The sequence below is a fragment of the Flavonifractor sp. An9 genome (assembly GCF_002161245.1).
Taxonomy (GTDB): Bacteria; Bacillota; Clostridia; order Oscillospirales; family Oscillospiraceae; genus Flavonifractor; species Flavonifractor avicola.
The window spans coordinates 1-18,177 of the sequence record NZ_NFHC01000024.1 but is presented as its reverse complement, the minus strand read 5'-3'; the positions used below and the strand labels follow the sequence as shown (position 1 = coordinate 18,177).

Annotated in this window: 17 protein-coding genes and 1 pseudogene; 10 read left to right on the top strand and 8 right to left on the bottom strand. The window is 56.7% G+C overall.

Features of this window, described 5'->3' with window-relative positions; translation table 11 throughout:
* Positions 1-3: 3 nt before the first annotated feature.
* Complete coding sequence (locus B5G40_RS13530) at positions 4-1,095, top strand: type I restriction endonuclease (RefSeq protein ID WP_087400011.1); 1,092 nt, start codon at positions 4-6, stop codon at positions 1,093-1,095.
* Positions 1,096-1,564: 469 nt separating this feature from the next.
* Here B5G40_RS13530 and B5G40_RS17105 read toward each other — a convergent pair whose 3' ends face one another.
* Entirely contained in the window at positions 1,565-1,738 is a 174-nt protein-coding gene (locus tag B5G40_RS17105; RefSeq protein WP_164496954.1) for a hypothetical protein, read from the bottom strand.
* 256 nt (positions 1,739-1,994) lie between these two features.
* Between B5G40_RS17105 and B5G40_RS13525 the strand changes: the two genes are divergently transcribed.
* A complete protein-coding gene (locus tag B5G40_RS13525) occupies positions 1,995-3,395 on the top strand; it encodes a recombinase family protein (RefSeq protein WP_242959435.1) in 1,401 nt (466 codons plus the stop codon).
* A gap of 29 nt (positions 3,396-3,424) precedes the next feature.
* Here B5G40_RS13525 and B5G40_RS13520 read toward each other — a convergent pair whose 3' ends face one another.
* Positions 3,425-4,714: a FeoB small GTPase domain-containing protein gene (locus tag B5G40_RS13520; RefSeq protein ID WP_087400009.1), complete on the bottom strand. Its 1,290-nt coding sequence runs from the start codon at positions 4,712-4,714 to the stop codon at positions 3,425-3,427.
* Complete coding sequence (locus tag B5G40_RS13515; protein WP_087187506.1) at positions 4,705-4,947, bottom strand: FeoA family protein; 243 nt, start codon at positions 4,945-4,947, stop codon at positions 4,705-4,707. Before B5G40_RS13515 ends, B5G40_RS13520 begins: the two co-directional genes overlap by 10 nt.
* Positions 4,948-5,178: 231 nt before the next feature.
* Here B5G40_RS13515 and B5G40_RS13510 point away from each other — a divergent pair, with 231 nt between their 5' ends.
* Complete coding sequence (locus B5G40_RS13510; RefSeq protein WP_087400007.1) at positions 5,179-6,546, top strand: MATE family efflux transporter; 1,368 nt, start codon at positions 5,179-5,181, stop codon at positions 6,544-6,546.
* Positions 6,547-6,600: 54 nt separating this feature from the next.
* On the opposite strand, the gene B5G40_RS13505 is transcribed toward B5G40_RS13510, so the two are convergent.
* Positions 6,601-8,385: an RNA polymerase sigma factor gene (locus B5G40_RS13505; RefSeq protein ID WP_087400005.1), complete on the bottom strand. Its 1,785-nt coding sequence runs from the start codon at positions 8,383-8,385 to the stop codon at positions 6,601-6,603.
* 164 nt (positions 8,386-8,549) lie between these two features.
* Positions 8,550-8,876 carry a helix-turn-helix domain-containing protein gene (locus B5G40_RS13500; RefSeq protein ID WP_158099541.1) on the bottom strand — a complete coding sequence of 109 codons (327 nt, stop codon included), beginning with the start codon at positions 8,874-8,876 and terminating at the stop codon, positions 8,550-8,552.
* A 150-nt stretch (positions 8,877-9,026) separates the two neighbouring features.
* Here B5G40_RS13500 and B5G40_RS13495 point away from each other — a divergent pair, with 150 nt between their 5' ends.
* The 3 genes from B5G40_RS13495 (at position 9,027) to B5G40_RS13480 (ending at position 12,223) form a co-directional block, all read left to right on the top strand.
* Positions 9,027-9,776: a hypothetical protein gene (locus B5G40_RS13495; RefSeq protein WP_087400001.1), complete on the top strand. Its 750-nt coding sequence runs from the start codon at positions 9,027-9,029 to the stop codon at positions 9,774-9,776.
* Positions 9,777-10,177: 401 nt separating this feature from the next.
* Positions 10,178-10,846, top strand: coding sequence for an S-layer homology domain-containing protein (locus B5G40_RS13485; RefSeq protein ID WP_087399997.1), 669 nt, complete (start codon positions 10,178-10,180; stop codon positions 10,844-10,846).
* Between the two features lie 36 nt (positions 10,847-10,882).
* On the top strand, positions 10,883-12,223 hold the full coding sequence (locus B5G40_RS13480) for a hypothetical protein (RefSeq protein WP_087399995.1): 1,341 nt from the start codon (positions 10,883-10,885) through the stop codon (positions 12,221-12,223).
* Positions 12,224-12,300: 77 nt separating this feature from the next.
* Here the strand turns inward: B5G40_RS13480 and B5G40_RS13475 are convergent, their stop codons facing one another.
* From B5G40_RS13475 to B5G40_RS13465, 3 genes are all read right to left on the bottom strand, one after another.
* The gene (locus B5G40_RS13475; RefSeq protein ID WP_143383421.1) at positions 12,301-12,684 is read right to left on the bottom strand and encodes a RidA family protein; all 384 of its coding nucleotides are present in this window, start codon (positions 12,682-12,684) and stop codon (positions 12,301-12,303) included.
* A gap of 101 nt (positions 12,685-12,785) precedes the next feature.
* Positions 12,786-13,124: a hypothetical protein gene (locus B5G40_RS13470; protein ID WP_087399991.1), complete on the bottom strand. Its 339-nt coding sequence runs from the start codon at positions 13,122-13,124 to the stop codon at positions 12,786-12,788.
* Positions 13,125-13,268: 144 nt separating this feature from the next.
* Complete coding sequence (locus tag B5G40_RS13465) at positions 13,269-14,225, bottom strand: L-lactate dehydrogenase (protein ID WP_087270995.1); 957 nt, start codon at positions 14,223-14,225, stop codon at positions 13,269-13,271.
* Between the two features lie 265 nt (positions 14,226-14,490).
* Here B5G40_RS13465 and B5G40_RS13460 point away from each other — a divergent pair, with 265 nt between their 5' ends.
* The 4 genes and pseudogenes from B5G40_RS13460 to B5G40_RS13445 all read left to right on the top strand — a co-directional run.
* Positions 14,491-15,165, top strand: a complete 675-nt coding sequence (locus B5G40_RS13460) for a response regulator transcription factor (protein ID WP_087270998.1) — start codon at positions 14,491-14,493, stop codon at positions 15,163-15,165.
* Positions 15,155-16,744 (top strand): sensor histidine kinase, encoded by a 1,590-nt coding sequence (locus tag B5G40_RS13455; RefSeq protein ID WP_087399989.1) that lies wholly within the window; start codon positions 15,155-15,157, stop codon positions 16,742-16,744. Before B5G40_RS13460 ends, B5G40_RS13455 begins: the two co-directional genes overlap by 11 nt.
* 133 nt (positions 16,745-16,877) lie before the next feature.
* A complete protein-coding gene (locus B5G40_RS13450) occupies positions 16,878-17,612 on the top strand; it encodes an ABC transporter ATP-binding protein (protein ID WP_087187513.1) in 735 nt (244 codons plus the stop codon).
* A pseudogene (locus B5G40_RS13445) lies at positions 17,602-18,177 on the top strand (hypothetical protein); the annotation flags it as partial. The gene B5G40_RS13450 and the pseudogene B5G40_RS13445, both read left to right, overlap by 11 nt.

Sequence of the window (18,177 nt, the reverse complement as noted above, 5' to 3'; positions counted from 1 at the left end):
TCTATGGATTTCATCGATCAACTGAAGCAGTTTTCAAAACGAGTCGAAAGTATGAAGGACTCCATCCAGACAGAGGAAGCCACTAAGACCGCTATCATCATGCCGTTCTTTTCCATGCTCGGTTATGACGTCTTTAATCCACAGGAGTTTGTACCAGAATTCACTGCTGATGTTGGGATCAAAAAGGGCGAGAAGGTTGATTACGCCATCATTAAGGACGGAAATCCCGTGATTCTTGTGGAGTGCAAGTCCATTTCCGAGAACTTGGACCGGCACGACTCCCAGTTGTTCCGCTACTTTGGGACCACCACAGCAAAGTTCGCCATCCTCACCAACGGCGTAATCTATCGCTTCTATACTGACCTGGACAACCCCAATAAAATGGATGACGATCCTTTTTTGACGGTCAATATTCTTGATATTCGTGAGAACCAAGTCCCAGAGCTAAAAAAATTCTGTAAATCTATTTTTGATATTGATTCGATTTTCAGCACAGCCTCAGAGCTGAAATATGTGCATGAGTTTAAGGATATCTTTACCGCTCAGCTGAACAATCCATCTGATGATCTAATCCGATTTTTCCTTCAAGATTGCTATTCTGCCCCCAAGACCCAAAATGTGCTGGAAAAGTTTAGGCCCATCCTGAAAAAAGCGCTAAATGATTTGGTCAGTGAAATGATGAATGATAAGATCAAAACTGCCTTGGGCGGTAGTGGCGGCAATGTCTCCATCAATGACACCAAGCCGGTCGATGACACGTCCGCTCCCCCGGATGAGGAACCCGCCCCGGAGAAAAGGGAATCTAATATCGTGACCACCGAGGAGGAGCTGGAGGCATTTTTCATCATCAAGAATCTGCTCTCCGACCTGGTCAGCATCCATGATATTACTTACAAGGATACTGAGTCGTACATCAATATTCTTTATAAGGCCAACACCAGAAAGTGGATCTGCCGTTTGCGGCTGACGGATAGTCAGAAAATGCTGATTATCCCCGATGAGAACAAGAAGGAAACCAAATATCCCCTGACAGATATTTATGACCTGAGAGATTACCACGACCAGCTGGCCGAGGTACTTCGGCGGTATCTTTAAGCAAAATGAGCCGGGGCTCATGCCCCGGCCTCAAAAGTGTTATACAAGATACTCAGCATTCTTACGTTTATTGATAAGCTGCCGCTTGTCTCTACCTGCATCTTCACATTCTCTCTTTCGCCGTAAATGGGGAAGCCTCCCTACGGAGGATCGCAGGGAGGCTTTTCAAGCCGCCTATTTATGAGTCCCCGGACAGGCAGGGGGCAATCTAAAGCAAGTCCCGTATTTGTGAGTCGCCCGGAGACAGGCGGCAATGACGATGGGCAGACGAAGATGACGGAGAGTCAAATTCTTATCTGGCAGAGGGTACCTCCCTCTGCATTGTTATTATATCAGTTTTGCACATAGTTAACCACTGGTTTATTGTACAAAGACACTTGTGTGAATTTGTTAAATTTTGTGATAACAAAATCCGGCTTAATATATTCATAATATACTGTAAACAAGTTCATAATCCTATAGGCTGTCATTACTTATCCACAAAAAATTCTTCAACCATATTTTGAGGAATGATCTGGCACGTTCTGGACAACCGCACCTTTTTATACTTTTTTCTCTTTGAGGACTCAAGTGCTGCAGCAAAACCGCGGCATAGCGACTTGTCCCGGAAGCGGACATCTTTCAGGATGCTCTTTGTAGCCATAACCGCACCTCCTTTACTATGCAACGTTTATATTATAGCAGCAGAATAGCCAAAAAAAACACTGGGAAATTCTACGAAGTTCTTGTTAGCTTATTGTTGACTTTTTTAATCACACTATTTCAATGATGGCATTTGACGCTGTCCCTCACTTATGGTGTAGCATTACTAAAAGTTGCACATTGAGATACACCCAAGTTCAAAATCTTTTAAAGACGCCAAATATAGACCATTGATATTAAGATAAGGAGGACTCCAAGTGTCCAAGGACAAAATGATGGTATTCGGCTATGCCAGAGTTTCCACCGAGAACCAGCTGGAGAACTACTCCATCGAGGAGCAGACCGCCCGGCTGGAGTCCTATTGTGCCGCCAAGGGCTGGGTGCTGCTGCACACCTATATAGACGGGGGATACTCCGGCGGGAACACGGACCGGCCTGCCCTTCAGACCATGCTGGCGCAGATCCGGGAGACCCATGTGGACGCTGTAGTGGTTTACAAGCTGGACCGGCTCAGCCGCTCTCAGAAGGATACCCTCACCCTCATTGAGGACGAGCTGCTGGCCCACGGCACTGATTTTGTCTCCATCAATGAGAACTTCGACACTTCCACCCCCTTCGGCCGGGCCATGATCGGAATACTGTCCGTCTTTGCCCAGCTGGAGAAGGATCAAATCACCGAGCGCTTTACCATGGGCCGGATCGGCCGGGGCAAGGCCGGGTACTTCCATGGCGGCGGCAACGCACCCACCGGCTATACCTATGCCGACGGCGTCCTTACCGTCAATGAGTACGAGGCTATACAGGTCCGGGAGGCCTTTGACCTCTTCCTGGCCGGGAAGTCCATCAACGCAATCTGGCATATTTTATCCACAAAGTACACCACAAAGTGGACAGCTGCAAAGGTGCGCAACGTGCTGAAGAACAGTCTCTATATCGGGAAGGTCCATTTCATGGGGCAAGAGTATGATGGAATACATCAGCCCATTGTGGAGAAGCGTGTCTTTACCGCCGCCAACCAACTGCTCAACAGCCTGTCCCGTGAGGCAGCAAAAACAACATCCCAGCGCAACCCTTTCCGGGCGGGCTACCTGCTCTCAGGCCTGCTGTACTGCGGCCGCTGCGGAGCCCGGTACTCAGCCAACCATGGATACTACAAATGCTATTCCAGAGCCAAAAGCAGCCCCAAATTTGTGCGTGACCCAGACTGCAAAAATGACAACTGGGAGATCAGCACATTGGATCACCTGGTATGTCAGCAGGTAGATGCGATGGTATCCAGCTCCGCTGCCGTAGATCACGCGATTATGGCTGCCGACGCCGCCAAGACAGTACGCGTTGACAAGGAAAAGCTGCGCCGCACCTGCGCGGAGCTGGAGCGGCAGATCGAGCGTCTGATCGAGCTATATCAGGTCGGCTCCATTCCCATGGCATCTATCACCCAGAGGGTCAACGATCTGTCGGCACAAAAGGCTGCGCTGGAATCGCAGCTCAACGCTCCGGATGAGGTGCCCGCCAAAGATCTGTTTCTTGCTGCCGTAGAGGACTACCGGCAGGGCTTTGCCGGTGGGGACACAGACCGCAAACGTGCACTGCTGGCCGGCCTTCTGGATCGGGTAACTATTGACGGCCAGTCGATTCAGCTCCATTGGAGGCTGTAAATAGCAATTTGCAAAATTATATATACTACTCACATGGTCAGGGCCTGCTTGCCACAGGCTTTGGCTTTTTGAAACGCATGATCCAGCAAAAAAGCCACCCGAGGAAGATATCCAAAATCCTCCAGCAATGTAAAAAGGGGAAAGAAGATGGCCATAGGGGGCAGCATGACGCTGATCACCCAGGCCAGCACCCGGTATACGCCTAGGACCAGCGCCCCGTGGAGCCACTCCGGAGCATTGAGCCAGACAAACAGGTCGGTAAGTCGATCCTGAATCCAGAACAGCCCATCGGAAAGCATCTGAGAGGGATAGTTAGCCCCCTCTATGGTGAGCCACAGCACAGCCGCCAGCAGAAGCAGCATGGCGGGAATACCGGTGGCCCTGGCGGTAAGCAATCGATCCAGCCGTTCCCCCCCTGCAGCAGCCACACCCTGGGGCAGGGCCTCTTGGGCGGCCTGGTGGGCTGCATGGACCAGGCTGGCCGCCAGCTGATCGCTCAGGTCCGTTATCCCGCTGTGGGCCAGCAGCTCCCTGGCCCTGGTCAACGCGGCTTGAAGTTCCTGGTCCTTCTCCGGGTCCCAGCCTGTCTGCCGTGCCAGGCTGGAAGGAAGCGTGGGATCTCCCTCCAGCAGCCGCAGCGCCGCCCAGCGTACAGGGAGTTTACCCTGGAGCCTGGATTCCAAAAGGGGTTTGAGGGAGGCAGCGGCAAATTCCACCTGAGGCGGATAACAAACCGGCCGGGGCTTGGGCGGCTCCTTTCCATCCAACAGATGGTCCAGTGCTTCCATCAGATCCTCCAGACCCTCCTCCCGTCCGGCGGAACTTCCAACCACTGGAACGCCCAAATAGGCAGACAAAGCCTCCAAATCCACCGTAATATGCTTGCGGGCAGCCTCGTCCAGCAGGTTGACACACACCACGGTCCTGGGTTCCAGCTCCAGGGTCTGGAACACCAGATTCAGATTGCGCTCCAGACAGGTGGCGTCGCACACCACCACCGCACCCTGAGCACCACCGAAGCAGAGAAAATCCCGTGCCACTTCCTCCTCAGCGGAGTGGGCTAATAGAGAATAGGTACCCGGCAGATCCACCAGTGTATAGGACCTTCCATTCCACTGGCATCGCCCTTGAGCCACCGCTACGGTCTTGCCCGGCCAGTTCCCGGTGTGCTGGCGCAGACCGGTCAGTGCATTAAACAGGGTAGACTTACCCACATTGGGATTGCCCGCCAGTGCCACCACCCGTTCCGCTCCGTCGATCCCTACCGGCTGGAGCACTGCCGCCGCGCCCGCTCCTGTGGCAGCACGCGTCAGTCCCATGGCGCGCCTGCCAGTCTGACGCCCCTGGCATCCCGCCGCCGCAGAGCAATGACCGCCCCACGGATCAGATAGGCTGCCGGGTCACCCGCTGGGCTGACTGCCGTGCAGCTCACTGCAGTCCCCGGTACCAGTCCCAGGTCCAGCAAACGCCGGCGCATGGCCGGTTCGGTCAGCACCTCGGCTACCTGGCCCCACTGGCCCACCCGAAGGGCATCCAAGGTAATGGTACTCATATCATAACGCTCCTCGCTGTCACTTGAAATGGGTGGAGGTTCACCGTCAGCCGGTGCAGGCCCCCACAACCTATCATATTGCGGAGCAGAAAGGGTGGTGCCTCTGAAAAACTGGTTCGTATACTGAAAATCTATTGACTAACCATATACAATCGATTAGAATAACAACGAAATGGATTCTTTTTTGCCGCAGCGGTTCGCTGCGGCTCTCTTTTCGGTTGGGAGGTTTTTATGTCAGAACTGCAAGAAAACAAAATGGGCGTCATGCCCATCAAACGTCTGGTCCTCTCCATGTCCCTGCCCATGATGATCTCCATGCTGGTGCAGGCTCTGTACAATGTGGTGGACAGCTACTTCGTGGCCAAAGTCAGCGAAAACGCACTGGCTGCCGTGGGAATGGCCTTCCCCTATCAGAACCTGATGATCGCCGTCAGCGTAGGTACCGGCGTGGGCGTCAACGCCCTGCTCTCCCGCAGCCTGGGCGCCAAGGACTTTGATACGGCCAACCGCACCGCAGAGAACGGCGTTTTCCTGGCCTTCCTCAGTATGCTGGTCTTTTCCATTGCAGGTGTTGTGTTTGCCGAGCCCTTCTTCCTGGCACAGAACAACGACCCAGATATCGTCAACCAGGGCGTGGCTTATCTGCGAATCTGCGCCGGGCTCTCCATTGGTCTCTTTATGGAGATCATGTTTGAGCGGCTGCTCCAGTCCACTGGACGCACCTTCTATACCATGATCACCCAGGGCGTGGGCGCAGTCATCAACATCGTTATGGACCCCATCCTCATCTTTGGCATTGGCCCCTTCCCGGAGATGGGCGTGGCCGGCGCTGCTGCCGCCACCGTGCTGGGCCAGATTGTTGCCGCCATTTTGGCTCTGATCTTCAATATTACCCACAACCATGAGATCCAGCCCAAACTGAAGGGTTTCCGCCCCCGCGGACATATCATTGGACGCATTTATAGCGTTGGTATCCCCACCATCGTACTCAACTCCATCAGCTCGGTGATGACCTTTGGTATGAACCTGATCCTGGGCGCCATCTCCACTTCCACCGCCGTGGCTGTATTCAACGTCTACTTCAAGCTCCAGAGCTTTGTATTCATGCCGGTATTTGGCCTGAATAACGGCATGGTACCCATCGTCTCCTACAACTTTGGTGCCCGGAAGCGTAAGCGTCTTACGGAAACCGTGCGCTTCAGTGCCATTCTGGCCGTTGGCATCATGCTGGTGGGCCTGGTGATCATTCAATTTTTCGCCGCCCCCATTCTGGGTCTGTTTGAGGCCTCGGCGGAAATGCTGCGGATCGGCGTGCCCGCCCTGCGGATCATCAGCCTGTGCTTTGTATTTGCCGGCTTCAACATCATCTGCTCCTCCACGTTCCAGGCCCTGGGCAACGGCGTACTGAGCATGATCATGTCCATCGTCCGCCAGCTGGTAGTGCTGCTCCCCGCCGCCTACCTGCTCTCCTTTACCGGAAACGTGACCGCCGTGTGGTGGGCCTTCCCCATTGCCGAGATAGCCTCCCTGATTTTGAGCCTGCTCTTCCTGCGGCTGGTCTTCCGCAATGTGATTGCTCTCCTGGGAGATATTGAATAATTGTCAAACACGTCAAAAGGGCGCGCTGCAAGTTGCAGCGCGCCCTTTTTCTATTTACTCATGCAGTCCTTCCCATTGCTCTTCTTGTCTGGCATAGATTTCATCATAGACACTTTGTGTCACTTGGTTATAAAGAGGCAAACTGCTTTCTGTATCGGTAACGGCCTGAGGCGGCGGGTTAAGCACCGTGCCGTTTGGGACCAGGTAGACCTCCAGCGCCGGGCAGTCGGCCAGAGACGCCAGATCCAGGGTCTGGTCGTAGGAGGCCATCAGACTGACAGCCCGTAACTCCTTTAGACCGCCGATAGGACCCAGATCCAATTGACCCAGGTTGTTGCTATACAGATCCAGGTCCTGGAGTGCTGGAGTATTCGCCAGCACTCCCAGGGACGGCAGTTCCCCACCCTGAAGTGTCAGGGACAGAAGCTGAGGCAATGGCTGGTCCAACTCCAGCACACAAGTCGACTCTGGCTGCATCCCATTCAGATTCCCCGAGAGATTCAGTTCCTGCAGTTCAGTGAGCTTTCCGGCGTTGAGGGCGATGCTTCCCTCCGACCATAGCATAAGTCTCCGCAGAGTCACACATTCCTCCAAGGGACCCAGGTCAGCACCTCCCGCCACACGGGCAGAAATATGTTGCAGGTTTGGCATACCGGATACAAAGGAGAAGTCAGACACATTTACATTTTCTCCTGTGACGATCAGCTCCCGCAGCCCTGACAGCTGGCCCAGGGTGTCCAGCAGAGCTGGATCATCGGACATATAGTAGAGGCTCCTCAATCCGGGCAGCTGCTCCAAGTCGGCCAGGCTGCTCACCGCCGTGGTTCCACTCTCCGCCTGGGTCACCGCCTGGCTCATATACCCGGTCTCAGTGGCCATGCCGTCATCAAAGATATAGAGGTCGCACAGGTTCTCCACATCCGCCGGATAGATGGCTCCCTCCGGCTTGTCCAGCAGTATCCGCAGGTTGGCCTCCATAGCCGGGTCGGTAAAGGCCAGGGCCTTGGGCTGGCTCAGGATCACCGCTCCGCCGCCCACCACCAGAGCGGCCGCCGTCACGCCCGCAATCACCTTGGCCTTCACAGTGGCAAACAGTCCTGTCTTGGCCGCTGCTCCCGCGGCGGTACCCGAACCTGCGGCCGCGGTGCCTGAACCGGCCGTAGCAGCTCCTGCCGCCGTACCGCCCAGAGCGGCAGCGGTCATACCGGTGGTCAACTCCTGAAAATCCTTGAGGAACAGCAAGCCCAGAGGTGCCAGGGTGTGCAGGCGGATGCCGTCCCGCTCCTCGGTCTCCAGAATACCTTCCCGCAGCTTTTTGCGGGCATAGTTCAGCCTGCTCTTCACCGTGCCCTCGGAGCACTCCAGGGTCTGGGCGATCTGGGCCACGGTAAGTTCGGAATAGTAAAACAGCAGCACGCACTCCTTCTGCTGCTGGGGCAAAGCCTCAATAATAGAGAGGATGATCTCCCGCTGAGCCCGGTTTTCCAGGGCGGAGGCTGGAATGAGGCCCTCGTTCTCCTCAGGCAGCTCGTCCAGCATAGTATTGCCGTCCTCGTCCTCCGGCAGCTGGGTGTACCGCCCCGACTTGCTCAGTACATTGCGGCACTTGTTGGCGGTGATCTGAAACAGCCACCCCTCAAAGGCGTTGGGGTCGGCCAGATTGGGCAGGGCCCGGAAAGCGGACAGAAAGGCCTCCTGCACGGCGTCCTCCGCGTCCTCGGCGCTGCGGGTCATGCGAAAAGCCAGGTAGTAGACCCGCTTGTACATGGCCTCGTAAAGGGCGGTCTGGGCCTCCGAATCGCCCTGCTGGGCCAGATGCACCTGCTCCATCAGTTTCATAGTCTCTCCTCCCTCGCCACCCCATCATAGCAAAGGGAGAAAATCCCCGCAATGAAATTTTAAAATTTTTTCAGAAAAGTAAAACCTGCCGACAATTCGGCAGGTCTTACTTTCCGTGAGCGGACCAACTCACACCGCTGTTGGGGCGGAACGGCGAAGGGCGGTCAAGGCTTCGGACGTTTCTGTTTCGCGGACAGAAAGTCCAAATAATCCATCAGACTTTCGCGTTCCGCCTCGGGCAGCCCTTGAAAAGCCTGATTCAGTTTACGCAGCTGTTCCCCGCAGCGCACGTCGGAATATCCCAGCAGGTAGTCGGTGGAGACCCCGAAAAACTGTGCCAGCTTGAGCAGCGTCCCCTCCTCCCGTGGGAAGTGGGCACCGCTCTCATAGAAGCTGACCATGCGCGGAGATATGCCGATGATCCCGGCAATGGCTTTTTGTGTCAGGTTCCGCTCCTCCCGCAGCTGTCGCAGCCGTTCTCCAAAGGTCAAGGAACTCACCCCAGGTTCATGATAACGGATAATTTTGACCGTTGCATGAATTAGAACTATTATTACTATTTCTATTTACTTTAGAAATATTATTACTAAAATGGAGAGTGGCAAACCAACCCTGACCATGAAAAACAGGAGGAAACAGACATGAAAAAATTCAATCACAACACCATTAAGGGCTTTGGCGCCGGCCTGCTGGCTGCCGCCGTCATCGCCGGCAGCGGCCTGCCTGCCTACGCCATGTCCGCTTTCAAGCAGATCAATGTCTCCATGGGCGGTATCTCCCTCTATGTGGACGGTAAGCTGCAGGTGCCCACTGACGTCAACGGCAACGAGGTGGAGCCTCTGATCTACGCCGGTACCACCTACCTGCCCGTCCGTGCCCTCACCGGGATGCTCACCGACAAGCCGGTGGAGTGGGACCCCAAAACCGAGAGCGTGTACATCGGCACAAAGCCCGGCGCGGGTAAGGTGGTCCGAGCCGACGAACTGAAGCCCTATGACAGCAGCAGCGCCCTGGCTTATACCGGGAAAGACGCTCAGTTTACCCTGCTGAATGAGACCCAGGCTCCCTTTAATTTGTATCGATCAGGCCGCACCGTGAAGCTGGACGGGATGTACACCGAACTCAACGGCGAATTTGTGGCCCGTCAATCCGACCTGACCGACAAGCGTACCGCCGAATTGTCCATCTATGCGGTGGATCAGTATGGCACCAAAAACCTCATCGACAGCTATGAGCTTAAGTCCGGGGACGAGCCGGTGTCCGTCCACACCAACATCCGGGGCTGTGATTACCTGTATATCACGATCAATCAAAATGAGCATCTTTTGAATGCTGTCGAATACCAAGGTTTCTTCTACAACGTAACCTTCACTCAGGCCTCCGCGGGCTGAGCCCTTCCCCCCAAAAATAGCACCCAGTAATTTGAAGTGAAAGGAAGCGAAAGGGATGAAACGAACCCTGGGCAGCACCCTGGCCGCCATCGTCCTGACCATTACCACCCTGACCATCCCGGCCCAGGCCTACACCATGGAGGCTGATGGCTTTACCATCACCCCCAACCAGGAGACCCTGGACTTCTGGACCCAGCACAAATATCCCCTGAACGACCGGGGGATCTATGAGCACTCCGCCGACAACTGGAACTTCTGCCCTGAGTTCCATGACGGGCTGCTGCTCATCCAGGACACCGTTTCCCCCACCGAGGAATATGCCCATCATCCAGCGGGCCCAGTATCTGGACCAGAAGCTGTCCGCCTTTATCAGCCAGTTCTAATATCAGGAGGAAATCATCATGTTGAAAAAACTGCTTTGTACCCTGACTGCCCTGGTCATGCTGGTCACCCCGGTCCTGGCCATCAAGGGCGAGGTGGTGAACCCGGACGAGTTGCCCTACATCCCCACCGAGGGCAGCCCCAGCAGCTGGGCCGCGTCGGAGATCAAGCAGGCCGCCGACGCCGGCCTCATCCCCCAGTTCACCGGCGATCCTTCCTACCAGGATGAGATCACCCGTGAGCAGTTTGCCCAGCTGGCGGTGCGCCTGGTGGAGGTCATTCAGAAGGAAGAGCTGCCCGCCGCGGCGGAAAGCACCTTCTCCGACAGCGACAGTCTGGCCGTCCGCAAGGCCAGCCAGGCGGGCATCGTCACCGGCACCGGCGGCGACAAGTTCGCCCCCACCCTCACCACTAATCGTGAGCAGATTGCCACCATGCTCTACCGGGCCGTGGGCGTCGTCAAAACCGCCACCGGCGTGGATCTGGCCCCCAAGGCCGGCTCCATTGAGGACTACAACGACCGCGCCAGCGTCTCCCTCTGGGCGGCGGATGGCGTGGGCGCCCTGGCCGCCAACGGTATCATGAAGGGCAACGGCTCCGCCCTCTCTCCCCAGGAGCCCTGCTCCGTGGAGCAGGCCATCCTGCTGGCCTGGCGGCTGTACGCCCAGTACGGCGACCAGGCCGGCTGATCCCCCAACCGCTATTTCCATAAAGGAGAGAGATAGATGAAAACACGTGCCATTCCCGCCGCCCTGCTGGGCTGCACCCTGTGCCTGGGCCTGCTGGCCGGATGCGGCGGCCCTTCCGGCGGCAGCGCCCCCCAGCCGGATGCTTCCGCTCCGGCCCTGGTGTCCACCTGGCTGGACGTTCCCCCCAAGGATGAGCAGATCCTGGCCGACCTGAACCGTTGGGAGGAGGCCGCCCTCCCCGACCAGATACCTTACACCGGCTGTGAAGTCATCAAGCGGCAGAGCAATCCCAAGGACAAGGAGGACATCGTCTACTGCTCTGTAACAGGAGGGGAGCAGTTCCGCCAGTTCACCCGGCAGTACCAGCTGCTCTACATCTTCTATGATGAGGGCGGCTGGATCCTGGAGGAGGTAACCCCCTACCGTGAGGAGGACTGGCAGGAGGTCTATCTGGATGCCGAGGGTAACGACATCATGGAGTCCGTCATCTGGCTGGATGATTTTACTTTTGAAGATCTGGAGGATGCCAGGTATTTGGGCCAAATAGACGGCATCCATTATTTTTCCGCTCTGCCCCAAGCGCATGGGGCAACTGGGGTATATAATGAAAACGGCGAGTGTATCATCACCCTCCGGCCTTACGACCCTTCTGATATCTCTAAAATTTCCAAAATGTCAGACGGCAGCTTCCGCTATGTAGTGCGCGTGGATATCCCCGACACCTATACCCACCAGCAGCAGCTTCTGAACGAATACGGCGATCCTGTCTCGGGCCTTTACGATGAGATCAGCCCCGTTCAGGAAAAACAGGGCACATTCCTGGTAAAATCAAATGACCGTTACGGTCTGATGGACGATGCCGGGAATCTGCTGACAGAGATCAGCTATGAGGACCGATATGACCTGATCCCCAATCCGCTTCCCGACCCGCCCCAGGGTTTTGAACCCATTCCTCTTCCGCAGCCAACCGGAAATGTAGATTCCATCCGTTCCACCAAAGCAAACGGCGTGTTTGACGCTACATTAAGCCCCCTTGATCCCAATGTGTCCGGCGGGCAATGGTCTGATATCGTCTGCCCTGATCTACAGCCGCTTCTGGATGTAGACTACGATAAAGCAATCTTTGATACCGATAACTACATGATCCTGATTTACTGGGACGGTGAAGATGGACCTTATGACGTTTATAAAGTTTTTCAGCTATACGATTTTAACGGCAACTGCCGCTCTCCCAAGTTCACTCGCTTGAGCAGCATTTTGAGCCAGTGCCACCTCGTCTCCTATGAGGGCCGCTGCGGCATCCTCCCCACCATCGCCACCGACGAAGAGATCTACTATGCTGCCTATGAATGGGCCGCGGAGCAGAACTTCACTTGACGCCCCTCTCCAACAAACAGCGCCCCCCGCACCCGGTTAAACCGGGCGCGGGGGGCGCTTTATCTCTCAATCAATGGTCAGCACTTGACGGCAATGACTGCGATCTCGATCTTGCAGTTATCCGCCAGGCCTACGTTGCCGTAGCACAGCCGGGCAGGCACCCGCTTGGGGTCAAAGTGGCGCACATACTCCGCGTTCATCTCGTCCCGCTCGGCAAAATCCCGCAGCAGCACGTCGATCCGCACCACATGGTCCATGTCGGAGCCGTAACGCTTGAGCAGAGTCTCCAGGTTGTTCAGCACCTGGCGGGTCTCAAAGGTGATGTCGCCGCAGGCCAGCTCCTGGGTCTCCAGATCCTCGGATACCAGGCCGGAGAGGTAGAGGTACTTCCCGTCCACCACCACCAGATCGGAGTAGGGGGCCTCCAGATCGTCTGTAAAGCGAATGTAGGTATTGTCCATAAAGTCCACTTCATCCTTTCCATCATTGGGCCTGTACCGGGGAACAGGCCTGTTTTCAAGCCATTATCCCACAGATCCCGTCCAAACGCAACGGGTGCGCTTCACTTCACCTTGCTGATGGCGGTAATCACAGGAGCAGCGCCGTCCACCCCCAGCTCGCCGGTATAAGTAATCTCCACCGAGTCACCCTCAGCAAATCCATCGACACTGACGCCCTTGCCGTAATCCATGACCTGGTACTCACCATCTCCGGTAAGCAGCATCAGATAGTCCCCCATCCGGTTGATGATCCCGCTCACCTTTTTTTCCTCTACCTTCTCCGTGGACTGAGGCTGGCTGGAACCATCGTCCGCCTTTTTACCGCTGTCAGCCTTTCCGCAGGCGCTCAGTGCAAACATCACAAGCACCAGAGTAAGAACCAGGCAAATCTTCCGCTTCATAGTCATGTTCCTTTCTTTGTCCCTGTCTGGGATTGATGCATTCACCGGGCAGACCTTGCCGCCCGTGTTACGATGCTTAGACTCCCGTCGAGGCCGGAAAGTTGTGCCAGCCGCAAAAAGAAAGGAATTCTTTATAATTTCCGATTACAGTTCCAGAGTGGCAGCCACCTGCTTCAGGGTCTCCGCCGAGCGGCGCAGCTGCTCCTGCTCCTCCTGGTCCAGCACGATAGGCACATGGGTCTCCACCCCGTCCAAGCCTACAATGGCGGGCATACTCAGTGCAATGCCCTCGATGCCGTACTCCCCGTGCATCATGGTGGACACCGGCAGGATAGACCGCTCATTGCGGACAATGACCTCGCAGATCCGCTTTACCGACATGGCAATGCCATAGTAGGTAGCCTGCTTCTTGGCAATAATCTCATAGGCGCTGGTCTTGACCTTCTCGGCAATCTCCTTCATGGCAGAGGCGTGGTCGAAATGTCCCCGCATCTCGCAGAAGTCGTTGAGTGGGATACCGGAGACGTTGGAGCTGCTCCAGGCGGCGATCTCGCTGTCGCCGTGTTCACCGATGATGAAGGCGTGGACACTGCGGCTGTCCACATGGAGGTGCTGCCCCAGCTGGTACTTGAGCCGGGCGGTATCCAGCACAGTACCAGAACCAATCACACGGTGCTCCGGCAGCCCGCTGAGCTTAAGGGCTGTATAGGTCAGGATATCAACCGGATTGGAGACAATGAGCAGGATGCCCTGGAAATCCCGCTTTGCGATCTCAGGGATGATGCTCTTGAAGATCGCTACATTCTTGTGGACCAGATCCAGCCGGGTCTCGTTGGGCTTCTGATTGGCTCCCGCCGTCACAATGACCACAGCGGCATCCGCCACATCGTCATAGGTACCGGCATAGATTTTCATAGCCCCCGCAAAGGGGATGCCGTGAGCAATGTCCTTGGCCTCACCATCGGCCTTGTCGAAGTTCACGTCCAGCAGCACCAGTTCGGAAAACAGATGGCTCTGCATCAGGGCAAAGGCCGTGGCGGAGCCTACAAAACCGCAGCCGACGATGGCAGCTTTGCGGGGATTGACGATGGTCTTTTTCATCATATACACCTCTCTATGTTCCGTGGATCACTCCACGGCCTGTGCTTTTTGCAGCTTTCCTTGTGTTGTCTAAATCATATATGATTTTAGGTATTTTGTCTGTTGCTACTGCAACAAAACCGCAAATTTCTTTGGGCGCTGGGCTCTATTCGTTCCTCACGTCTTAAGATTCGTAAAGACTCCGCTTTTTTCGCGGGCCGGACTTTCCCAATCCGCCTTCCTCTGTTACAATGGGAGCACAATACAGCACGAGGAGGCGCTGTCCATGACACCTATAATTCTCATTGCCGAGGACGACGCGGATATCCGGGGCCTGCTGCGGCTCTATCTGGAGGGCGAAGGCTTTCGGGTTCTGGAGGCGGACGACGGCAGCAAGGCGCTGGAGCTGGCCCGAACCCACAGCCCTGACATGGCCATTCTGGATATCATGATGCCCGGCCTCAATGGGTTTGAACTGACTCGCGCCCTGCGCCAGTACAGCCAGCTGCCCATTTTGATCCTGTCCGCCAAAAGCCAGGACAATGACAAGATCCTGGGCCTGAATCTGGGAGCCGACGACTACATCGCCAAGCCCTTTAACCCGGTGGAGATCGTGGCCCGGGTAAAGGCCCAGCTGCGCCGGGCAGGCCGGACAGGTCAGGATGTGCTCACGGTCCGGGATCTGGCGCTGGATACCGTTACCTGCCAGCTGTCCAAACGGGGCGTCCCCGTGGCTCTCACCCCCATGGAATATAAGATCCTGGCCCTGCTCATGCGCTCCCCCGGCCGGATCTTCACCAAGATCCAGCTGTATGAGGGGGCGGTGGGCCCCTACTTTGAGGGGGACGACAACACCATGATGGTCCACATCTCCAAACTGCGGGACAAGCTGGAGGACGACCCGAAGGACCCCCGCTATATCATTACCGTGAGAGGATTGGGGTATAAGCTTGAAAAATAAACCGGTTCCCGGCAGCCTGTTCGGCCTGCTGGTACGCAATTACCTGCTGTTTACCCTCACCCTGCTGGTCATTGTGGGCGGGATCTTTTCTCTGTGGGATCAGTGGCTGACCCGGCTCTATCAACCGGCGGACTGGGCCGGTCTGATGGCCGACAGCGCCTTGTTATCCGGCAATTACCAGAGCCTGACCCGCTATACCGGCGACACAGGCAGCGCCTTTGCCGTCTATGACGGGGATGGTCTGCTGGTCTACTCCTCCGATCTCGGGTTTGACCCGCTCTGCACTCCCAGTGAACTGGACTGCGTCCAGCTCTGGGATGCAGATGCCGCCGTTACCACCTTTGCGTTGTCCAACGCGAACAAAGAATCCCGCTATCTGGTGATCCGTCAGTCCATGAGCGACGGATCGGTGGACACCATGGTGCTGAATGGCTCCTATGAGGTCATATTTGGCGGCCTGAAGGAGGGCAAGACCGTCTATACGCCCCAGGAATTTCTCTACCTGTCCGGCAAGCGGTTTTCCGACGCCTTTCTTACCCGTGGTGTCTTTGTCAATCAGGACAACGAGCCCATGACCGTTCTGCTGCGTGAGGCGGTGATCAGCGACGCCGATTACATGAAACGCTATCAGGATTCCTGGAAGGTTTGGCTCCTCTTTATCCCCCTGTTCCTGCTCAGCGCAGGGCTCTTCATCTGGTGGCTCAGCCGCCGGATCGGCCGGCCTCTGCGCAGGCTCAACGACGCGGTGGTCTCCCAGTCCGAGGGCCGGATGGTCCGGGTGGGGGACTGCGGCGGAACCCGGGAGATCCGGCGTATTGGGGAGAGCTTTGACCGTTTTTCCGACCGGCTGGCCGAGAGTGAAGCGGAGCGCCAGCGGCTGGATCAGGGCAGGCAGAAGCTGATTGCCGACATCTCCCACGACCTCAAAACTCCCATCACCGTCATTGCCGGCTACATTGACGCCATCTGCGACGGCAAGGTGCCCCCCGAGGAGCAGGAGCGCTATCTGCGGGCCATTCAGGGGAAGGCGGCCGCCCTCACTGAGCTGGTGGACGCCTTCCATGAATACAGCAAGGTGGAGCATCCGGAGTTTGTGCTCCACACCGAGCCCACCGACCTGTGCGAATTTCTGCGGGCCTATCTGGCAGACAAATATGACGAGATCGATCTGGCGGGCTTCGGGCTGGACATTGATCTGCCCGACCGGGCCCTGCGCTGCCAGTTGGACCCCCTGCAATTCCGCCGGGTGCTGGATAATCTGCTGTCCAACGCTCTGCGCCACAACCGGCTGGGCACCATGCTCTTCTTCCGGCTGACCGAGACCGAGGGCAAGGCTCTGCTCACTGTGGCGGACAACGGCGCAGGGATTCCCCCGCAGCGGATGAAATCTATTTTTGAGCCCTTTGTGGTGGGCAGCGATGCCCGTTCCGGCCAGGGCAGCGGCCTGGGCCTGTCCATCACCCGCCGTATCATGGAGCTGCACGGCGGCTCTATTACCCTCTCTACCCGTCCTGCCGCCGGGAAGGGCACCGAATTTCTCCTCACCCTTCCCCTGTGGCAGCCGCCCACCTCCACCTAATTTTTGACGCTCTGGACTGGAAACAGTCCGGAGCGTCTTTTTTCTTTCTCCTACCTTTACAAATCTTAAACAAACCCACACGAGGGATAAAGAGTGGTCGGGTATACTCCCATTCAGAAAGGGGGCAACACCTATGAATGGGCCTGATTTGCGCAGCCGCCCCATCATTGAAGTGAAAAATGTCCGCAAAGAGTACCCCATCGGCGACGAGACGGTGGTGGCACTCAAGCGCATCAATTTAAGCGTGTCCCGTGGGGAGATCTGCTGCATCTTCGGCACCTCCGGCTCGGGCAAAAGTACCCTCCTCAACCAGCTGGCCGGTATGGAGAAGCCCACCCGTGGGGAGGTCCTCATCGGCGGGGTACCCATCTCCCGGCTGAACGAGAACCAGCTGGCAGCCTTCCGGCAGCAGCATCTGGGCTTTGTGTTCCAATCCTACAACCTGCTGCCCAATCTGACCGCCACAGAAAATGTGGCCCTCCCCCTGATGTTCCGGGGGGTACCCAAAGCCCAGCGGGAGGCCGCCGCCCGCAAGCTACTCACCCGGGTAGGGCTGGCCCACCGGCTGGACCACTTTCCCCGCCAAATGTCGGGCGGTCAGCAGCAGCGTGCGGGCATCGCCCGGGCCTTTATTGCCCGGCCCGACGTGGTCTTTGCCGACGAGCCCACCGGCAACCTGGACTCCAAAACCACGGTAGAGATCATGAACATGATCTGCACCTTTGCCCGTGACTACCACCAGACCATCATTCTGGTCACCCACGATCCGGAAATGGCGGCCTACGCCAATCGGATCGTCACCCTCATCGACGGCGAGATCGTCAGCAACAAAGTCAATCCAAAGGAGAGATCTTCCCATGAAACATAACCTATTCCGCACCGGCGTTTCTCTGCTCCTGCTGCTGGCCATGCTGGCGGCGACACTGCCCGCAGTCTTTGCCGCCGAGGGCAGCAATCTGTACATCACCGGCTACCAGGTCACCGATTCCTCCGGCCGCTCGGTGGGCAGCATCAGCAAAGGCAATACGGTCAACATCACCGTGTCCGTCAAGGATACCGGCGACGGCACCGGGGCCGGCGATCCCAAAACCCTGGACATTACAAAGCTGGACGACAGCTTTACCGGCGGCTCCCTCTCGGTGGAAAAGACCTCCTCTGACTCCGCCCCTCTGGTCTATGCCGTCCGGCTCACCGGCCTGACTTACAAGGGAGTTGGCCAAAGTCTGAAGCTCCAGGTGGGTACCGCTGGCGATGCCAGTTCCTATCAGACGCTGGAGGTTACCATTACCGAAGCGGTGGTATATGAAGCGCCCACCAATGTTCCAGAGCCTCCCTCCGCGCCAGATCCCGCCCCCCCCCCCAAGGTGCTGGTCTCCCGCCGCGAGCTGGCGCAGCCCAGTGCATCCGGGCCGGAGGTCACGCAGAGGGTCCCC

What these genes read in the sequence shown, in the direction of transcription:
- B5G40_RS13530 (WP_087400011.1), top strand. Translation starts at nt 4, where the DNA reads ATGGATTTCATCGATCAACTGAAGCAGTTTTCAAAACGAGTCGAAAGT.
- B5G40_RS17105 (WP_164496954.1), bottom strand. Translation starts at nt 1,738, where the DNA reads ATGGCTACAAAGAGCATCCTGAAAGATGTCCGCTTCCGGGACAAGTCG.
- B5G40_RS13520 (WP_087400009.1), bottom strand. Translation starts at nt 4,714, where the DNA reads ATGGGACTGACGCGTGCTGCCACAGGAGCGGGCGCGGCGGCAGTGCTC.
- B5G40_RS13515 (WP_087187506.1), bottom strand. Translation starts at nt 4,947, where the DNA reads ATGAGTACCATTACCTTGGATGCCCTTCGGGTGGGCCAGTGGGGCCAG.
- B5G40_RS13510 (WP_087400007.1), top strand. Translation starts at nt 5,179, where the DNA reads ATGTCAGAACTGCAAGAAAACAAAATGGGCGTCATGCCCATCAAACGT.
- B5G40_RS13505 (WP_087400005.1), bottom strand. Translation starts at nt 8,385, where the DNA reads ATGAAACTGATGGAGCAGGTGCATCTGGCCCAGCAGGGCGATTCGGAG.
- B5G40_RS13495 (WP_087400001.1), top strand. Translation starts at nt 9,027, where the DNA reads ATGAAAAAATTCAATCACAACACCATTAAGGGCTTTGGCGCCGGCCTG.
- B5G40_RS13485 (WP_087399997.1), top strand. Translation starts at nt 10,178, where the DNA reads ATGTTGAAAAAACTGCTTTGTACCCTGACTGCCCTGGTCATGCTGGTC.
- B5G40_RS13480 (WP_087399995.1), top strand. Translation starts at nt 10,883, where the DNA reads ATGAAAACACGTGCCATTCCCGCCGCCCTGCTGGGCTGCACCCTGTGC.
- B5G40_RS13475 (WP_143383421.1), bottom strand. Translation starts at nt 12,684, where the DNA reads ATGGACAATACCTACATTCGCTTTACAGACGATCTGGAGGCCCCCTAC.
- B5G40_RS13470 (WP_087399991.1), bottom strand. Translation starts at nt 13,124, where the DNA reads ATGAAGCGGAAGATTTGCCTGGTTCTTACTCTGGTGCTTGTGATGTTT.
- B5G40_RS13465 (WP_087270995.1), bottom strand. Translation starts at nt 14,225, where the DNA reads ATGAAAAAGACCATCGTCAATCCCCGCAAAGCTGCCATCGTCGGCTGC.
- B5G40_RS13460 (WP_087270998.1), top strand. Translation starts at nt 14,491, where the DNA reads ATGACACCTATAATTCTCATTGCCGAGGACGACGCGGATATCCGGGGC.
- B5G40_RS13450 (WP_087187513.1), top strand. Translation starts at nt 16,878, where the DNA reads ATGAATGGGCCTGATTTGCGCAGCCGCCCCATCATTGAAGTGAAAAAT.